General features: G+C 69.4%; 15 protein-coding genes. 7 read left to right on the forward strand and 8 right to left on the reverse strand.

The window, feature by feature from the left end; genetic code table 11:
* Positions 1 to 116: 116 nt before the first annotated feature.
* From QU603_RS15905 to QU603_RS15920, 4 genes are all read right to left on the reverse strand, one after another.
* Entirely contained in the window at positions 117 to 716 is a 600-nt protein-coding gene (locus QU603_RS15905) for a TetR/AcrR family transcriptional regulator (protein WP_308492358.1), read from the reverse strand.
* A 58-nt stretch (positions 717 to 774) separates the two neighbouring features.
* On the reverse strand, positions 775 to 1,170 hold the full coding sequence (locus QU603_RS15910) for an amino acid transporter (protein WP_308492359.1): 396 nt from the start codon (positions 1,168 to 1,170) through the stop codon (positions 775 to 777).
* Entirely contained in the window at positions 1,167 to 1,835 is a 669-nt protein-coding gene (locus tag QU603_RS15915; protein ID WP_308492360.1) for an acyl-CoA synthetase, read from the reverse strand. Before QU603_RS15915 ends, QU603_RS15910 begins: the two co-directional genes overlap by 4 nt.
* Positions 1,836 to 1,919: 84 nt before the next feature.
* Positions 1,920 to 3,104: a trans-sulfuration enzyme family protein gene (locus tag QU603_RS15920; RefSeq protein ID WP_308492361.1), complete on the reverse strand. Its 1,185-nt coding sequence runs from the start codon at positions 3,102 to 3,104 to the stop codon at positions 1,920 to 1,922.
* Between the two features lie 80 nt (positions 3,105 to 3,184).
* On the opposite strand from QU603_RS15920, the gene QU603_RS15925 reads away from it, so the two are divergent.
* The 4 genes from QU603_RS15925 to QU603_RS15940 all read left to right on the forward strand — a co-directional run bounded on the left by QU603_RS15925 (position 3,185) and on the right by QU603_RS15940 (position 7,707).
* Positions 3,185 to 3,907 (forward strand): NAD-dependent epimerase/dehydratase family protein, encoded by a 723-nt coding sequence (locus tag QU603_RS15925; protein WP_308492362.1) that lies wholly within the window; start codon positions 3,185 to 3,187, stop codon positions 3,905 to 3,907.
* Between the two features lie 2 nt (positions 3,908 to 3,909).
* Positions 3,910 to 4,932, forward strand: coding sequence for a zinc-dependent alcohol dehydrogenase family protein (locus tag QU603_RS15930; RefSeq protein WP_308492363.1), 1,023 nt, complete (start codon positions 3,910 to 3,912; stop codon positions 4,930 to 4,932).
* Between the two features lie 84 nt (positions 4,933 to 5,016).
* A complete protein-coding gene (locus QU603_RS15935) occupies positions 5,017 to 6,408 on the forward strand; it encodes an FAD-binding oxidoreductase (RefSeq protein WP_308492364.1) in 1,392 nt (463 codons plus the stop codon).
* Between the two features lie 90 nt (positions 6,409 to 6,498).
* Positions 6,499 to 7,707, forward strand: coding sequence for a MalY/PatB family protein (locus QU603_RS15940; protein ID WP_308492366.1), 1,209 nt, complete (start codon positions 6,499 to 6,501; stop codon positions 7,705 to 7,707).
* A 148-nt stretch (positions 7,708 to 7,855) separates the two neighbouring features.
* Here the strand turns inward: QU603_RS15940 and QU603_RS15945 are convergent, their stop codons facing one another.
* Positions 7,856 to 9,103 carry an alpha/beta fold hydrolase gene (locus QU603_RS15945; protein ID WP_308492367.1) on the reverse strand — a complete coding sequence of 416 codons (1,248 nt, stop codon included), beginning with the start codon at positions 9,101 to 9,103 and terminating at the stop codon, positions 7,856 to 7,858.
* A 37-nt stretch (positions 9,104 to 9,140) separates the two neighbouring features.
* Here QU603_RS15945 and QU603_RS15950 point away from each other — a divergent pair, with 37 nt between their 5' ends.
* Positions 9,141 to 9,557, forward strand: a complete 417-nt coding sequence (locus QU603_RS15950; RefSeq protein ID WP_308492368.1) for a cupin domain-containing protein — start codon at positions 9,141 to 9,143, stop codon at positions 9,555 to 9,557.
* 78 nt (positions 9,558 to 9,635) lie between these two features.
* Here the strand turns inward: QU603_RS15950 and QU603_RS15955 are convergent, their stop codons facing one another.
* The 3 genes from QU603_RS15955 to QU603_RS15965 all read right to left on the reverse strand — a co-directional run bounded on the left by QU603_RS15955 (position 9,636) and on the right by QU603_RS15965 (position 12,749).
* Positions 9,636 to 10,457, reverse strand: a complete 822-nt coding sequence (locus QU603_RS15955) for a carbohydrate ABC transporter permease (RefSeq protein ID WP_308492369.1) — start codon at positions 10,455 to 10,457, stop codon at positions 9,636 to 9,638.
* Positions 10,454 to 11,434, reverse strand: coding sequence for a carbohydrate ABC transporter permease (locus tag QU603_RS15960; RefSeq protein ID WP_308492370.1), 981 nt, complete (start codon positions 11,432 to 11,434; stop codon positions 10,454 to 10,456). Before QU603_RS15960 ends, QU603_RS15955 begins: the two co-directional genes overlap by 4 nt.
* 67 nt (positions 11,435 to 11,501) lie before the next feature.
* Positions 11,502 to 12,749 carry an ABC transporter substrate-binding protein gene (locus QU603_RS15965; protein WP_308492372.1) on the reverse strand — a complete coding sequence of 416 codons (1,248 nt, stop codon included), beginning with the start codon at positions 12,747 to 12,749 and terminating at the stop codon, positions 11,502 to 11,504.
* Between the two features lie 248 nt (positions 12,750 to 12,997).
* On the opposite strand from QU603_RS15965, the gene QU603_RS15970 reads away from it, so the two are divergent.
* Together QU603_RS15970 and QU603_RS15975 are read left to right on the forward strand one after the other, a co-directional pair.
* The gene (locus QU603_RS15970; protein ID WP_308492373.1) at positions 12,998 to 14,251 is read left to right on the forward strand and encodes a Gfo/Idh/MocA family protein; all 1,254 of its coding nucleotides are present in this window, start codon (positions 12,998 to 13,000) and stop codon (positions 14,249 to 14,251) included.
* 90 nt (positions 14,252 to 14,341) lie between these two features.
* Positions 14,342 to 15,331, forward strand: coding sequence for a LacI family DNA-binding transcriptional regulator (locus QU603_RS15975; protein ID WP_308492374.1), 990 nt, complete (start codon positions 14,342 to 14,344; stop codon positions 15,329 to 15,331).
* Positions 15,332 to 15,406 lie beyond the last annotated feature (75 nt).

The following is a 15,406-nucleotide window of genomic DNA, read 5'->3' on the forward strand; positions in this document are numbered from 1 at the left end:
CCGTCAAAAATAAAACAGAATTAGATGCGGCGTGGTATCTGTTCGATCGATACCTCGGCCAGCCGCGCCGACGCCTCGATTGCGGGGTCGCCATCCGAGGCCGCTCTCCGAGGCCGCTATCCGAGGTCGCAGCCGACCATGACCGCCGCGTGCGCGAGGATCATGTCGCGCACCTCGGCCCCGCCGACCCGGCTGCCGCCCAGAACGTGCAGCCCGTAGGCGTCTTCGAGGGCGACGAGGTTGCGGGCGATCATTCCCGCCGGTGCCTTGAGCGCGAACACGCCGGCGGCGACGCCGTCCATCAGCACCGACTCGTACAGCGACACCTCACGGTCGAACAGGTCGGCCATCAGGCGGGCGTGCACCTCATCGCGATACGCGTGGACGTGCAATTCGTTGAGGACCTGGAAGTCGACGTCGCGTGCCGACGAGGGCACACCGCTGGCGACGGTGCGGCTGAGTTTGACGCGCGGGTCATCGACCGCTTCGATCGCGCGACGACGGTCCCAGTAGAAGCGGTCGACCTCGTCGAGGTGCACCTCGCGCACCAGCTGCGTCAGATCGGGGTAGTAATAGGCGACGGCGCCCGCGGTGAGCTCGCATTCGGCGGCGACGTCCTTGAGCCGCAGCCCGGTCAAGCCGCGAGCGGCGATCGCCCGTTTGGCGGCGTCGACGATCTCGGCGCGACGCGCCGCTTGATCTTTCACACGTGCCATGTCAGACGCCGATTCCCTACGGATGCCCGATCACGATCCCGCGTGCGCGGATCGCGCGTCAGGCGCGCTTGCCGCCGTTGCCGGTCGCTCCCGGGTCGGTCGGCGCGCGCCCGGACGCCGCGCGTGCGGCTGCGGCATCCTTCGCCGCCTGCTCATCGGCGACGGCCTGATCGCGCCCGATCAGAACGGGTCCGTCGACGCGATGCGTGATCTGCTCGGGCTGCACGGCCAGCATCAGCAGAGCGAGCACGACCAGCGTGACCACGAACGTGATGCCTGCCACGATCAGACCCACCAGCAGCGCGTGCGAGGATTCGCCGGGGAACCTGTCCTGGAACAGGCCCATCGACACGAGCGTGACCACGCCGGCGAACAGCGCGGCGATCACCGCGAGCCCGAGCATCTGCCCGGGCTTCATCAGGTCTCGGCGAGTGGTGGGGCGCTTGTCGCTCATGCGGCACCTCCGTGGTTGTCTTCGGATGCGGCATGCCCGGCCGCGAGTTCGGCAGCGGGCTCGACGCGTGGCGAGAAGCCCGCGATGCCCAAGAACACGGCGACGATCGCGGCGTACCCGCCGAAGATGCCGACGCCGATCGTGATGCCCGTGAGGGTGAAGGTCTCGTGCGCCTCGGCGACGCGGTAGGTGAGGGCGTAGCCCGCCGGAACGCACAGCAGCGCGACCCCGAGCACAAGGCCGAGGATGCCGATGGTCAAGGCGTCGCGCCCCTCGGAGTGGGCGGCGGTGCCCTTCTCGGCGTGACGGCCACGCAGGCCCACGATCAGCTCGACCAGGCCCGAGGCCAGCGCCCAGGAGATGACGAGGGCGAAGAACAGGGTGTCGGAGCGGATCGGGCCGATGCCCGCGACCATCCCGGCGACGATGTCGATCACGCCGAGGACGACGGCTGCTCCCCGACGGCCCGCCGGGAACACGAGCCACGCCGCGACGAACAGCACGAACGCGCTCGTGATGGCGAACCCGCTGAACACCGAAAGACCCAGCGGCGCGGAGTGATCGGGCGAGAACGTGATCATCGCGGCCGCGATGGCGGCGATGACGGCGCGTGCGAGTTGCAGGTGGCGCACCTCGAACGAGCGTGCAGTGCGGGCAGGCGACACGGCAGATTCCTCAACAGACGTGGAGCTCGCCGACGGCGAGCGGACGCCACCAGTCTAGGTCGTGGGGCTGGGCGGACGGTCCGATCAGGCCAGAGCCCGATCGAGATCGGCGATCAGGTCGTCGGCGTCTTCGAGGCCGATCGACAGGCGCACGATGTCGGCGCCCGGTCGCGCCTCGGGTGCCACGTGCCGGTGGCTGATCGCCGCCGGGTGCTGCACGAGGGAGTCCACGCCGCCCAGCGACACCGCGTGGGTGAATACGCGCAGGCTGCCGGCGAACCGCTCGGCGGCGGCATACCCACCCGTGAGCGCGATCGAGACCATGGCCCCGGGTCCGCGAAGCTGGGCCTTCGACCGCTCCGTACCCAAGAGCCCGCGGGGATCGGCATCCAGCCCCGGATAGTACGTGCGCGAGACCGCACGATGCGTGGACAGGAAGGCCGCCACCCGCTGCGCGTTGGCCTGCTGGGCGCGCATGCGCACCGGCAGGGTCGTGAGGCCCCGGTGCAGCAGGTAGCCGCCGAGAGGGTGCAGGATGCCGCCGGTCGCAGTGCGCACGCGTCGCAGGGCGACCGCGGTCTCGGCGTCGCAGGCCACGACTCCGGCGATCACGTCGCCATGGCCGCCGATGTACTTCGTCGCGCTGTGCAGCGACATCCGCGCACCGTGCAGGATCGGATTCTGCAGCACGGGCGTGGCGAACGTGTTGTCGACCACGACCGGGATCTCGCCTGCCTGCGCGACGACTCCGGCGATGTCGGCGAGCTCGAGCGTGGGGTTGGCAGGGCTCTCCATCACGACCAGGCCGGTATCGGGGCGGATCGCGTCGGCCACCTCGTCCTCGCGGCAGAAAGTGTGCTCGACGCCCAGCAGCGACCCGGCCAGCAGGCTGTCTGTGCCGCCGTACAGCGGACGCACGCCGACCACGTGCCGGCGTCCCGTTCCCGCACACAGGGCCAGCACCGTGGCGGTCATGGCCGCCATGCCCGAGGCGAAGGCCACCGCATCCTCTGCCTTCTCGAGAGCTGCCAGGGCGGTCTCGAAGCGGGCGACGGTCGGGTTCCACAGGCGTCCGTAGACGTTGCTGCCGTCGTCGGGCGGGCGGTGCCCGCCGGTCAGCGCCTCGTACGATTCGCCCCCGCGGGCGATGTCGGGCAGCGGATTGGTCGAGGACAAGTCGATCGGAAGAGCGTGCACGCCGAGTTCATCCAGGCCCTCCCGCCCCGCATGCACGGCGAGGGTGTCGAGGTGGAAGTCGGGCTCGCTCATACAGCCAACGATAGTGAGGCGCGGCGGTGCACCCGCGCGCGGGCATGCGTGGCCGGCAGGCGGCGGCCTACGATCGAGGCATGCGCGTGTTCCTGGCCGGGGCGTCCGGCGTCATCGGTCACCGAATCATCCGGCTCCTGCAGATCGACGGCCACGAGGTCGCGGGACTCACCCGCTCACAAGACAAAGCGGCCTGGCTTGCCGAGCTCGGCGTCGAGCCCGTCGTGTGCGACGTGTTCGACGCGCAGGCCCTCACCGACGCGGTGGTCGCGTTCGAGCCGGGCGCGGTCATCCACGAGCTGACCGATCTGCCCGACGACCCGCGCGACATCGAGGCGTTCCGCGCGCGGCACGCCCGCATCCGTGTGGAAGGCACGCACAACGTGCTGTCCGCGGCACGTGCCGCGGGAGCACGGCGGGTGCTGACGCAGAGCGTGGCGTGGCCCATGCCGGCCGGGGCCGGCGCCGACGCGGTCGCCGAGCTGGAGCGCGCGACCCTCGCCTACGGCGGCGTCGTGCTGCGCTACGGGCAGTTCTACGGTCCGGGCACCTACTACCCCGATCGGCTGCCGACCGACCCGCGCATCGAGATCGAACGCGCGGCCGAGGCGACGGTGGCCGCGTTGTATGAGGACTCCGGCATCCTGCTGGTCACCGACGACGGGACGACGCGAGTGGATGCCGCAGCCGCCGTGCATGCGGACGGCACAGCCACGACCGGCACGGAGACGAGCGGCGCGGAGACGACCGGCACGGAGACGACCGGCACGGAGACGACCGGCACGGCAGACAAGGAGCACTGACGATGTACGGAGCGATCATGCACGCCCCCGGTGATGTGCGATACGAACAGCGCCCGGACCCGCAGATCGAAGAACCCGGCGACGTCGTGATCCGCATGCTCGCCACCTGCGTGTGCGGGTCGGATCTCTGGCCGTACCGCGGCATCAACCCCGTGCGCAAGCCCCTGCCGATGGGACACGAATACGTCGGCGTGGTCGAAGAGGTCGGGGCGGACGTCCGCACGATCTCACTGGGCGACGTGGTCATCGGCTCGTTCTTCGCCTCCGACGGCACCTGCGAGATCTGCCGCGCCGGCTACCCGTCGCGGTGCGTGAACGCTGTTCCGATGGGCAGATTCGGCACTCAGGCCGAGCGCCTGCGCGTCCCGATGGCCGACGGCACTCTCGTGGCGACCCCGGGCGAGCCCACCGCGGACCTCCTCCCGTCGCTGGTCGCGGCATCCGACGTCCTGGGCACGGGCTGGTTCGCGGCCGAGGCCGCCGCCGTCGGCCCGGGCAAGACCGTCGTGGTCGTCGGGGACGGCGCCGTCGGACTGCTCGGCGTGCTCTCAGCCCGCGCCAAGGGCGCCGAGCGGATCATCGCGATGAGCCGCCACGCCGACCGCCAGGCGCTCGCGCGCGAGTTCGGCGCCACCGACATCGTCGCCGAGCGCGGCGATGAGGGCGTCGCGCACATCCGCGACCTCACCAACGGGCTCGGCGCGCACTCCACGATCGAGGCCGTCGGCACGAACGAGGCCATGCAGCAGGCGATCCGCTCGACCCGCGCGGGCGGCCACGTCGGGTTCGTCGGCGTCTCGCACGGCGTCGAACTGGACGGTCAGCAGCTGTTCCAGGCCGAGGTGCACCTGTTCGGCGGACCGGCGCCGGTGCGACGCTACCTGCCCGACCTGATCGACCGCATCTGGTCGAACGAGATCGACCCGGGTCGCGTCTTCGACCTGACACTGCCGCTGTCCGAGGTCGCCGAGGGTTACCGGGCGATGGACGAGCGTCGCGCGATCAAGGCGCTGCTGATGCCGTAGCCGCGAATGTCTCAGGGACGGACGCCGTCCACGGTCCGCAGCGGCGCGGGCCTCGGCATCCACCGACGAAGGAGGACCACGCACATGACCGGCGACACGAGACTCGACCAGCTGATCGCGACTCTGCCCGAAGGATCGGTGATCACCGACCCCGCCTCGATGGACGCCTACCGCTGGGACCGCGCCAACGACCCCAGGGCCGGCACACCGCTGGCGGTCGTGCGCGCGACGTGCACCGAAGACGTGCAGGCGGTCGTGCGGTTCGCGGCGGCGACGGGCACTCCGGTCGTGCCCCGTGGAGCCGGGTCGGGTCTGTCGGGCGGCAGTTCGGCGGTCGACGGCGGCATCGTGCTCTCGCTGGACCGCATGCGCGAGATCCGCATCGACCCCGCCACCCGCATGGCCACCGTGCAGCCGGGAGCATTCAATGCCGACGTGAAGGCGGCCGCCGCCGAGCACGGCCTGTGGTACCCGCCCGACCCGTCGTCGTACGAGTTCTGCTCGATCGGCGGCAATGTCGCCACCAACGCGGGCGGCCTGTGCTGCGTGAAGTACGGAGTGACCACCGACTATGTGCTCGGCATGACCGTCGTGCTCGCCGACGGACGGGCCGTGACGCTGGGCGGTCCGCGCATCAAGGACGTCGCCGGGCTCTCGCTGACCAAACTGTTCGTCGGCAGCGAGGGAACGCTCGGGGTGATCACCGAGGTGATCCTGCGCCTGGTGCCGGCCCTGAAGCCGCCGACCACGCTGGTGGCGGTGTTCGCGACCCTGACCGGCGCGACCGATGCCGTGATGGCGATCACCCGCGCGACGCGACCGTCGATGCTCGAGTTCATGGACCGGCCGACGATCCTGGCCATCGAAGACGCGACGCACATGGGGCTGGATGCGACGGCGGCGGCGATGCTCGTCATCCAGTCCGACGACCACGCGGGAGCGGCGGCCGCCGAGATCGCAAAGATCGAGCAGCTGTGCAACGCGTGCGGCGCGACCGAGTGCTACGCGACCAGCGACCCGGACGAGGGCGAGGCATTCGTGCAGGCCCGGCGGATGGCGATCCCGGCCGTGGAGCGCACCGGCCGCATCCTTCTCGAAGACGTCGGCGTGCCCATTCCGCGGCTGGGCGACCTCGTGACCGGCATCGAGGCGATCTCGCTCGCCCACGATGTGCCCATCGCGGTGGTCGCCCACGCCGGAGACGGAAACACCCATCCCCTGATCGTGCTCGACCCCACCGACACCGCGCAGCAGCAGCGCGCCCAGCTCGCCTACGGCGAGGTCATGGACCTGGCCATCTCGCTCGGCGGCACCATCACCGGCGAGCACGGCGTGGGACGACTCAAGTGCGCGTGGCTGCCCGGCTACCTCGGCGACGACGTGTACGAGCTGAACTGCCGCATCAAAACGGCCCTCGACCCGCAGCACATCCTCAACCCCGGGGCGGTCTTCGACCCGCCCGTCGAAGTCATATGATCTCGACACGCACACATCAATTTGACGCCAATTGGATGTGCGCCCGTCGAATGCACATGATCTCGACGCCGTCTTGAGAGAGGAACAGCCGTGCCCACCGACGCTCTGAGCGCCCACCCGTTCGACGCCATCACCGAGGCCGACCTGCGCGCGCGGGGCGGCATGAAGTGGACGGCGTTCCCCGATGCCCTCGGCGCCTTCGTCGCCGAGATGGACTTCGGCACCGCACCGGCGGTGACATCGGCGGTGAGCGCGTCGGTCGACGCTGCCCTGTTCGGCTATCCGCCGGCCTACCTGATCGAGCGGATGCAGCAGGCGGCCGCGGACTGGCAGCGCGACGCGTACGGGTGGGACGTGCCCGCCGACCGCATCCGTCCGCTGGGCGATGTGCTGTCGGGGCTGTCGGCGGTGATCGACGTGTTCACCGAACCAGGCGAGGCGATAGTGCTGCCCACCCCGGCTTACATGCCGTTCCTCACCCTGCCGGCGGTGCACGGGCGCGAGATCATCCAGGTGCCGATGCTGCGCCAGGACGATCGCCCCGGCGCCGGCTGGCGCCTTGACCTCGACGGCATCGACCGCGCGTTCGCCGACGGCGGCGGGCTGTTCCTGCTGTGCAATCCGCACAACCCGATCGGCAAGGTGTACACCCGCGAGGAGATGACCGCCCTGTCGGAGGTGGTCGCACGCCATGGCGCGCGCGTGTTCTCCGATGAGATCCACTCGCCGCTGGTGTACCCGGGCGCCGGTGGCGGGGCGGGGCACGTCCCGTACGCCTCGCTGTCACCGGTCACGGCATCCCACACCATCACCGCGACCTCCGCGTCCAAAGCGTGGAACCTTCCGGGTCTGAAGTGCGCGCAGCTGATCCTGAGCAATGACCAGGATGCCGAGACCTGGGCGCAGAGCACCCGTGCGATGTTCATCGAACACGGCGCGAGCGTGCCGGGACTCATCGCGAACGCCGCAGCCTACGCCGAGGGTCGCGACTGGCTCGCCGACGTCGTCACCTACCTCGACGGCAATCGGGCGCTGATGACCGAGCTCGTCGCCGAGCACCTGCCGGGCGTCGACTTCCTGCCGCCGGAGGGCACCTACCTCGCGTGGCTGGACTGCCGGGCGCTCGGCCTCGGCGACCACCCAGCGGAGTTCTTCCTCGAGCACGCCGGCGTGGCCGCCACCGACGGCTGCCTGTGCGGCGATGCCGGATCGGGCTGCGTGCGGTTCAACCTGGCGATGCCGCGGCCGATCCTGCGCCGCGCGGTCGAGCAGCTGGGCGCGGCGCTGCGCGCCCGGTGAGTGCGGCTGCGGCGTTCGCAACTCAGCCGATCCAGGCGCTCACACGCCGAAATCGGCCCGAAAGGCCCCGCCGGGCACAACTTCGGATGAGTTGTGAACGGCCGCCGGCAGGCTCAGCGCACGCGGCAGCCGGCACCGGGGCGCAGGCTCAGCGCACGCGGCGGCCGTGCGCGAGGTCGAACAGGTGCGGCAGCACGTCGCCCTGGCGCAGGCCCGAGTGCTCATGCTCGCTGGTGACCCAGGGCGTGACGCCCGGCAGGAGCGCGGCGGTCTCGAGCGAGAACTCCAGCGGCACGTACAGGTCGTTCACGTAGACGGCGGCCGCTCCCCGCGCGCCCGACGCGCGCAGCGCCTCGACGTTGTAGATCGACGGCCATTCGTGGTCGGCGAGCGCGAGCGTGACATCCTTCCACGGGGCCAGACCCGGCACCGTCTCGAGCCACTCGCGACGCACGTGCTCGCCTGTCAGCAGCGTCACATCGTCGCGGAAGTCCGAAGGCTCCACCCGGTCGGCCGACCAGCGGGTCGCATAGCCGTCGGCATAGCTCGACTCATGGAACACGTAGTACAGCGGATTGCGCGCCGAATACGGCAGCGCGGCCGCCAGGTCGTGCCGGAACGCGTTGGACTGCGGCGGCGTCTCGAGCAGCTCGTACAGCGTCTGCCAGCCGTTGTTCGACCCGAGCAGCATGCCCAGCGACCGCAGCCGCGACACCGAGACGACCTCACCGTCGGGCAGCACGATGGCGCCTTCAGCCGCCAGCTCGGCCAGGCGCCGCACAGTGTCGCGGTGGTGCGCGAAGCGCCGGTAATACCGCTCGGACCCCGACCGCAGCTTGTCGTAGGTCAGCGCGTACACGTCGTCGGGGTGGCGGCCCACCGCCGAAAGGCCGCCCGTGAAGAACGCCTCGCGCACCGAGCCGGCATCGGTGGACAGATAGGCCAAAGTGGTGAAGCCGCCGAAGGACTGTCCGAGCACGCTCCAGGATGCCGCGCCCAGATGCTCGCGCATCGCCTCGCAGTCCCGGACGATCGAATCCGCCCGCAGATGCGCGATGTACTCGACGAGCTCGTCGGTGCCGCGGCCGAGGTCGGCGTCGCCGAGCGGGGTCGAGCGCCCGGTGCCGCGCTGGTCGATGAGCACCAGGCGGTAGTGCTCGAGCGCTGCATCCAGCCACGACGGACTCGACGGCGCGTGGAACGGCCGCGGCGCCTCGTGCCCCGGCCCGCCCTGCAGGTACACGAGGTACGGCAGCGTCTCTCCGCCGTCGCGGCTGACCACGGCCGCGTACACATCGATCGTGCGGGCATCGGCGCCATCACCCCAGACGAGCGGCACGGTGATGGTGTGGTCTTCGACGGTGAGGTCCTGCACGCGGCGGGTGGTGACGGCCATGGCATCGAGTCTATGGGGACGCCTCTAGGCTGGCGTGATGAGCGGATACGACGTGATGGAACTCGGCGGGATCGACACGTGGCTGCAAGCCGGCGGCGACCGACCCGGCAAGCAGTTCGTCGACAAAGAGATCCCCACCGAGTTCATCGGAGTGTCGGCCAACGCTGCCGCACCCGGCGGCCAGGCTGCGTTCTGGCATTCGCACAGCCGACTCGAGGAGGTCTACCTCTTCCTCGCCGGTCGCGGCCAGATGGCCCTCGACGACGACGTGGTCGAGGTGCAGGCAGGCACCGTCGTGCGCGTGGGCCAGGGTGTGATGCGCGCCTGGCGTGCCCGGCCCGACAGCCCCGAGGATCTGCGCTGGCTGTGCATCCGCGGGGGCGGCGACGCCCTGAAGGCGATCGGCCGCGACGGTGACCTCGACCGCGAGCGCCCTCTCCCCTGGACCGCCTGACCTCGCCCGACCCCACGTCCGCCCGACCTCACTTCGGCCCGACCTCACGTCCACCTGAGCTCACTCGGCTGGACGCGGCTACTTCTCGGACCCGGCGACCATGCCCTTGATGAAGTAGCGCTGCAGCACGAGGTAGGCCGCGAGCACCGGGATCACCGTGAGCAGGGCGGCGGCCGCGGCCGCATTCGGGTCACTGCCCTGGCTCGCGAAGAACGTCGCGATCGCCGGAGCCGTGGTCCGCACCGACGGGTCGCGAAGGAAGAAGACGCTCAGCGCATACTCGTTCCACACCGACACGCTGGTCAGGATGATGACGGTCGCCGTGACCGGTTTGAGCATCGGGAACACGACCCGGAACAGGATCTGCAGCATCCCGGCCCCATCGACGGTGGCGGCCTCTTCGATCGACAGCGGCAGGCTGCGCATGAAGCTCGCGTAGAGGAAGACGCTCAGCGGCAGCTGCGCGGCGACCATCAGCGCGGTCGCGCCCCAGTATGTGTTGATCCAGTCCAGCTGCACCATCAGCGTGTACACCGGCACCAGGATGCTCAGCGGCGGGATCATGATGAGCCCGATGATGCCGGCCAGCACGATCCTGTTGCCGGTGGTCTCACGGCGGGCCAGCGGGTAGGCGGCCAGCGCCCCGAGCAGGCAGATCAGGATCGTGGAGGCGAGGGTGACGATGGCGCTGTTGCCGATGGCGCGCAGGATGCCGCCGTCCTCGATCGCCGTCTGGAAGTTCTGCCAGTACACGCCCCCGGTGGGAAACAGCCACTGCGACGACAGGTCGGTGCGCGGCTTCAATGCCGTGGTGAGGGTGATGTAGAACGGGATCAGTTGCACGACGCACGCCACGATCAGCCCGGCGGCAAGGCCCGTCCTGCTCAGCGCGCGCTTCACGCGATCTCCAATCGGCGACGGTTGAAGTACGCGTTCAGAGCGAGGGTGAACACCGCGATGATCACGAACAGCGCGACCCCGACCGCCGACGCGTAGCCGGCGTTCTGGTTGTCGAAGTAGAACTTCGAGATCAGCGTCGACATCGAGTCGGTCGAATACCCCGGTCCCCCGCCGGTCATCACCCGGATGACGTCGAACAGCTTCAGGCCGCCGATCAGGTTCAGCACGATGCTCGTGGCGAAGGCCGGCTGCAGCAGCGGCACCGTGATGCCGGTGAACTGCCGCCAACCGGTCGCCCCGTCGATGCGCGCCGCCTCGTAGTACATGATCGGGATCGACTGCAGACCGGCCAGGTAGATGACCATCGAGATGCCGACGAACTGCAGCGAGTTGACGATCACGATGATCGTGATGGCCGAGCCGGACGTGCTCAGCCACGCCACGCGCTCACCTCCCAGGCCGGTGACGGTGTCGTTGAGGCCGCCGTACGAATACGAGAACAGCAGGTAGTACATCGTTCCCATGACCACCGGGGAGACCAGCACCGGCAGGTACACGATGGCCCGGGCGAGGTTGCGCCCACCGGTGCGACGCTTGCGCACTGCGCGGTCGAGCGCGAGGGCCAGGGCGAGCCCGATCACCTGCTGCAGGATCGTCGAGCCGAAGCCGTAGATGAACGTGTTGACCAGCGCCGTGCCCACGAGCGGGTCGGTGAACAGGTGCGCATAGTTCGCCAGCCCGACGAAGGTGCGGTCGGGACTGTAGCCGTCCCACTTCGTGAACGAGATCAGCACGCCGCTGACCAGCGGGTACAGCGTGAACACCGCGAACAGCGCCACGGCCGGCAGGTACAGCAGGTTCACCCGGCGACGCAGGAACGGTGCGCCGGTCTCGCGGCGTGCAGTTCGGCGCGGTGAGCGCGTCGAAGGGCCGCCGCGGGTGCGACGGCGGGTGTGCCGACCGTCGGCGACGGTCATCGTACCCGCCTGTCGCAGCGGCGGGGCGCCACTCCCCAAGCGCCCCGCCGTCCCCTTCCCCAGGTCCTCACTTCGTGTACAGCGACGCGAACTGCTGCTTCATCTGTGCGGTGGCCGCGCTCGGCTGAGACTGGCCGCTGATGACGGCACCGGTGGTGGTCACCATCGTGTCCCACATGCCGTTGGGCAGGTACACCCGGTCGAAGTACGGGTGCAGCGGGTAGGTGCCGGGCTTGACCACGCTCTCGTAGCTGTCCTGCAGCGGCCCCATGTCGGTCGTGGCATCGGTTAGCCCGGGGATGCTGCCCAGGGCCTTGGCCATCTTGCTGATGTTCTCGGGCTTGGCCAGGCAGTCGAGGTACTCCAGCGCCTGCTTCTTGTGCTTGCCCTTGTTCCATGCGCCGTAGGCCGTGCCCTCGCCGCCCACGAAGTACGGCGAGCCGGTGAATGCCGGAATCGGCATGAACCCGAGCTTGGCGTCTGGGCTCTGCTGCAACGCGGTGTTGGCCAGAGAGTTCTGCACGAACACGAATCCGACCTTGCCGCTGCCCAGACCCCGTCCGATCTCGTCCATCGTGATCGACGAGAAGTCGGGGTTGAAGTCGCCCGCCTTCGCCCACGTCTGCACCTCGTCGAGCATCGTCTTGTACCCGGACTCGACGAACGTCCCCTGGGTGAACTGCTCGAGGTCCGCGTCGCTGAACGCGCCCGACGCCATGAAGTCGGCGACGTTGCCCGCCATCCACGAGTCCTTCGACGACGACGAGAGGGGCGTCACGCCCGCGGCCTTGAGCCTGGACAGTGCGGCGGTGAAGGCATCCCACGTCGTCAGCGTAGAGGGGTCGACCCCGGCCTTGTGCAGAGTGGCCTTGTTGTAGAGGATGCCGGACACGTCGGTGTTGATCGGCAGCGCGAAGAACTGGCCGTCCTTGTTCTCCATCGCCGGAGCCAGCGCCTTGTTGAAGTTCTCCGCCCACGGCTGGGTGTTCAACGGCTCGAGGAACTGGCTGTAGCGCAGCAGCGACCAGCCGTGCGTCGACCAGATGTCAGGCAGGTCGCCGGAGGCCATCCGTGTCTTCATGTCGGCTTCGTACGTGTTGGTCATCGGCACGAGGTCGATGGTCGTGTCCGCCGGCGTGCAGGTCTTCGTGATGTCTTTGAGCACGGTCAGCGTCGGGTCGGCAGCCCCCAGTCCGGTCTGCATCTCCAGCTTCGCGGTGCCGCCGTCGGTGCCGCCGTCGCCGCCGCCACCGCCCGAGCAGCCGGCGAGGACGAGCCCGAGCGTGGCTGTGCCGGCTGCCGCGAGAAGAGTCATTCGCGCCCTGCGTGAAGTCATGCCATCACTTCCTTGTGATCGAAAGGGGAAGACGCCGGTTTCACACGGTGTTCCAGGGACATTACCCGTGTCACGCAGTCTTGACAAGAGGCCTCGCTCCCGTATTTCCTGAACAAAACCACTCTCTCTCACACGCGGGACGCCATCGGCTTGACGCGCGTCATCTGGAAGAGGATGCTGTCGCCAGAGGTGTGCGCGATGGCCGCTTCCACCTCGAAGGGTTCGTCATGTCTTTCACTTTAGGGATGGTCGGTGCCGGGCAGTTCGCCCAGAACTTCGCTCCGCTGTTCCGCGCTCACCCGCTCATCGATGACGTGTGGGTCACTGATACCGTGGCCGGCCGCGCCGATGCACTGGCGGCCACGTACGCGCTGGCGGGCACCAAGGCCTCGTTCGACGACATGATCGCCGACCCCGCCATCGATGCGATCGCCATCTTCACCCAGCGGTGGACCCACGCCGGGCTGGCCGTACGGGCGCTGCGGGCGGGCAAGCACGTGTACTCGACGGTGCCGATGGGGATCGCTGTCGACGAGATCGGCGAGATCATCGACGCCGTGCAGCAGACGGGCCTGGTCTACATGATGGGCGAGACGAGCTTCTACAATCCGGCCGCGGTGTTCGGGCGGGGCAAGCTCGCCACCGGCGAGCTGGGCCGCCTCTTCTACGCCGAGGGCGACTACGTCCACGACATGGATCTCGGCTTCTACGACGCCTACAAGTACAGCGGCGGCGCGGGATGGAAGGCGACCGCGAGCTATCCGCCGCTGCTGTACCCCACGCATTCGATCGGCGGCGTGCTCTCGGTGTGGGACACCTATGTGACCAAAGCGGTGGGGATCGGCATCCCGGACACGCGTGGCGACGGAGTGTTCGACCGCGACGTCAGCATGTTCGACAACGACGTGTCCAACGCGACGGCGCTGTTCGAGGTCGCCGCGGGCGGTTCGTTCCGCACGAACGAGTTCCGCCGGGTGGGGTATCCCTCGCACATCCGCGAGTCGCGGTTCCGCTACTTCGGCACCGCGGGCAGCTTCGAACAGGTCGCAACAGCCGCCTATTGGTACACACGCGAGGGCGCGCAGGACGTCTCATCGCTGGTGGCCACGCACGCCAGCATGAGCGTGGACGATCCCCTGCTGTCGGGCGTCGCCCCCGAACTGCGCGCCGCGTTCGTGTCGGGGTACGCGCCGGTGCACGATCGCAGCCGGATCCCGGCCGAACTCGCCGCACTGCCGACCGGGCACGAGGGCAGTCACCATTACCTGGTGGATGACTTCGCCACAGCCGTCGCGAACGACACGACCCCGCCGGTGAACGCGTGGACCGCCGCGCGCTTCACTGTTCCGGGTATCATCGCCCACAACTCGGTCCGGCGCGGGGGAGAGCGACTCGATGTCCCCGACTTCGGAGCCGCACCCGGCGCCGTCGCACTCCGGCCCGTGTCGACATCAACCGGTGTCGGCGTCGACACGTACTGATCTGCGCAGGGCGGTCTGCCTGCCGACCGGCACACTCTGATCTGCACGGGTCGCACGCCGATGTGCACCCACTCACCACGGGAGAGGATCATGGACCCAGGGCGCAAGGCCGTCACCCGAGCCGACGTCGCGCGCCTGGCGGGGGTGAGCCCCGCCGTGGTCAGCTACGTGCTGACCGGGTCCGAGAGGCCCGTGTCGGCTGCCGCGCGCGCCCGCGTGCTGGCAGCGGTCGATCAGCTCGGCTATCGGCCCAACGCCGCAGCGAGGGCCCTGAGCCGGGGCAGGTCGTCACTGATCGGACTGATCGTCCCCGATCAGCGCAACCCGTTCTTCGCGGGCATGGCATCGCTGCTCGACCATGCCGCACGGGCCCAGCAGCTGACCGTGCTGATCCTCAGCGCACACGAGCGGCGCTCGGGAGTCGAAGAGATCGAGGGTCTGACCGCCCAGCCGCTGGAGGGCATCATCAGCGCCGACGCGCTCACACCGCAAGAGCTGCGCGTGACCGAGCGGGGACGGACGCCGCTGGTCTTCGTCAACCAGTTCCGCGCCCAGCCGGGCCATCCCACCCTCAGCACCGACTACGTCGCCGGCGCGCGCCTGGCCGTCGAGCACCTGATCACGCTCGGCCACCGGCGCATCGCGTTCATCGGCAGCGCGTCGCAGCTCGACCCGCGCGAGGCCGGGTGGCGGCAGGCATTGGTGGATGCCGGCCTCCCGGGGGGACCCGTGCTGCACAGCGAGTGGAGCGTCGAGGACGGCTATCGCGCCGGGCAGCAGCTCGCCGAACGCCGAGAAGAGGTGACGGCCGTGTTCGCGGCATCCGATCAGATCGCCACCGGCGCGCTGGCGGGACTGCACTCGCGCGGCGTCGACATCCCGGGCGACATATCGGTGGTCGGATTCGACGGAACGCCCGACGCCGCCTACACGTGGCCCGCGCTCACTTCGGTGTCCCAGCCCGTCGAGGAGATGACACGGGATGCCGTCGCACTGCTGGCCACGGGTGACCTGACGCCGATGTTCCGCGACTATCCCGCGACGCTGCTCGTGCGCGACTCCACAGCGCCGCCGCGCTGAGTACACGGAGCGCCGCCGCGCTGAAACTGCGGGCCGATCGCGGGATCGCCGGGATGCGCGGGAACTAGACTGGCC

Source organism: Microbacterium terrisoli (genome assembly GCF_030866805.1).
Lineage (GTDB): Bacteria > Actinomycetota > Actinomycetes > Actinomycetales > Microbacteriaceae > Microbacterium > Microbacterium terrisoli.

Coding starts and splice junctions, on each gene's coding strand:
- QU603_RS15905 (WP_308492358.1), bottom strand. CDS start 716: ATGGCACGTGTGAAAGATCAAGCGGCGCGTCGCGCCGAGATCGTCGAC.
- QU603_RS15960 (WP_308492370.1), bottom strand. CDS start 11,434: ATGACCGTCGCCGACGGTCGGCACACCCGCCGTCGCACCCGCGGCGGC.
- QU603_RS15930 (WP_308492363.1), top strand. CDS start 3,910: ATGTACGGAGCGATCATGCACGCCCCCGGTGATGTGCGATACGAACAG.
- QU603_RS15925 (WP_308492362.1), top strand. CDS start 3,185: ATGCGCGTGTTCCTGGCCGGGGCGTCCGGCGTCATCGGTCACCGAATC.
- QU603_RS15920 (WP_308492361.1), bottom strand. CDS start 3,104: ATGAGCGAGCCCGACTTCCACCTCGACACCCTCGCCGTGCATGCGGGG.
- QU603_RS15935 (WP_308492364.1), top strand. CDS start 5,017: ATGACCGGCGACACGAGACTCGACCAGCTGATCGCGACTCTGCCCGAA.
- QU603_RS15950 (WP_308492368.1), top strand. CDS start 9,141: ATGAGCGGATACGACGTGATGGAACTCGGCGGGATCGACACGTGGCTG.
- QU603_RS15970 (WP_308492373.1), top strand. CDS start 12,998: ATGTCTTTCACTTTAGGGATGGTCGGTGCCGGGCAGTTCGCCCAGAAC.
- QU603_RS15910 (WP_308492359.1), bottom strand. CDS start 1,170: ATGAGCGACAAGCGCCCCACCACTCGCCGAGACCTGATGAAGCCCGGG.
- QU603_RS15965 (WP_308492372.1), bottom strand. CDS start 12,749: ATGACTCTTCTCGCGGCAGCCGGCACAGCCACGCTCGGGCTCGTCCTC.
- QU603_RS15945 (WP_308492367.1), bottom strand. CDS start 9,103: ATGGCCGTCACCACCCGCCGCGTGCAGGACCTCACCGTCGAAGACCAC.
- QU603_RS15975 (WP_308492374.1), top strand. CDS start 14,342: ATGGACCCAGGGCGCAAGGCCGTCACCCGAGCCGACGTCGCGCGCCTG.